The organism is Bartonella sp. AA81SXKL, from assembly GCF_042196945.1.
GTDB lineage: Bacteria > Pseudomonadota > Alphaproteobacteria > Rhizobiales > Rhizobiaceae > Bartonella.
Genome location: NZ_JBHIRH010000087.1, coordinates 1 through 1,332 on the forward strand (window position 1 = coordinate 1; position 1,332 = coordinate 1,332).

The window sequence follows — 1,332 nt, forward strand, 5'->3', positions numbered from 1 at the left end:
GGAACAAATGTTGAACTTGTTGATTACCAAGATTACCATTAATTTTTGAGGTGTTATCATGATGTACAATCCCCCACACCCTGGTGGTATTTTGAAAGAAGAGTTGCTTGATGAACGAGGATTGACAATAACAGAGGCAGCAAATCGTCTCGGCGTTGCGCGCTTAACTTTATCACGTGTTTTGAATTGTCATGCAGCAATTAGCATTAATTTAGCTTTACGCTTAGAAATAGCTGGTTTAAACGACGCAGAATTTTGGCTTAAATTGCAACAAAAGCATGATTTATGGCAAGCTCGGCATAATAACCCCATGCCGGATATTTCGTCTTTAGAGCAAGTAAGCCATCCTTAGCAATTAAGACTTGGCTTGACCGTTTTTTCGCTTAAAACACATCAAATGTTTTTTGATAATTTTTTAATTTCTCTATTGATCTCGTCTATGAGGGGTTCATAATTGAGAACACTTTTAGGTACCGCACCCCCATAAATCCACGCTTTTACTTGCGCTTTGGTGCTAAAGTCCGCATTCTCAGGTATTTTGTAATACTGACCGCCATCAAATTTTTCACACTCTCTTGTACCGTCTTCATATTCGTAGAGATTATAAAAATACTCAGCGGCTCCATCTCCCCACGGCACATATCCAACAGCGGTTGCAACAAATTTTTTTTGCATGGGCTGTTTACGGTTTTTTAAGAGCAAATGTTTTAAAATGGGCATGTTTTCATCCTATATTTTACCAATAGCGTTATTTGTCTCAAATTTGACCGTATGGTGCGTTTTATGTTCCTAATGTGGTTTGATCAAAAAAGTTCTAAATCGCGCTGTACGGTGCCTTTTTGTCGATTTAAACGCATATCTAATCCAAAATGATCAGCACTTTTCACTATTTTGCTGTTTTTAGGCTGCTTTTGAACTCAAGTTGCCATGAAGCTCTTCACAAGGCTTTCCTATTCTCATAAATGAGATGCGCTTGCCTCCTAAGGCTAGGTTACGACTATTTTCAACAGCTATAAACACTTTCTCAGCAGTTCCAGAAAGCCTGTTTTCTAAATCGCGACAATACTGCGCAAGATCAGCACAAGAGGGCACAAAGGTTGTTGACATGCCTTTGGCTTCTCCACGCACAAGATTTTTAACAGCCTGCAACAAAGCCCATAGCGAAATGCCGTTAAGAGCTGTGATATAAGCCTTTGCACGTGCCTCTGCATTCGAAACTTTTTGCATTGTCAAACCACCTTCAAGCACATCAAGAGCCTCTGCAATATCTTCAACAGACGCTTTCAAGATAAGTAAGTTTTGGACTGTCTGATAAGTTGCAAAAGCTTGTTC

General features: G+C 39.6%; 3 protein-coding genes. 1 reads left to right on the forward strand and 2 read right to left on the reverse strand.

Translation table 11 applies throughout. The annotated features are described in order from the left end of the window. Positions 1-58 precede the first annotated feature (58 nt). Positions 59-352, forward strand: coding sequence for a HigA family addiction module antitoxin (locus ACFINZ_RS09665; RefSeq protein WP_034447441.1), 294 nt, complete (start codon positions 59-61; stop codon positions 350-352). A 41-nt stretch (positions 353-393) separates the two neighbouring features. On the opposite strand, the gene ACFINZ_RS09670 is transcribed toward ACFINZ_RS09665, so the two are convergent. Then, on the reverse strand, positions 394-720 hold the full coding sequence (locus ACFINZ_RS09670) for a hypothetical protein (protein WP_034447437.1): 327 nt from the start codon (positions 718-720) through the stop codon (positions 394-396). Between the two features lie 180 nt (positions 721-900). Beyond that, positions 901-1,332, reverse strand: a 432-nt coding sequence (locus ACFINZ_RS09675; protein ID WP_375701408.1) for a hypothetical protein, incomplete at its 5' end; no start/stop codon positions are given.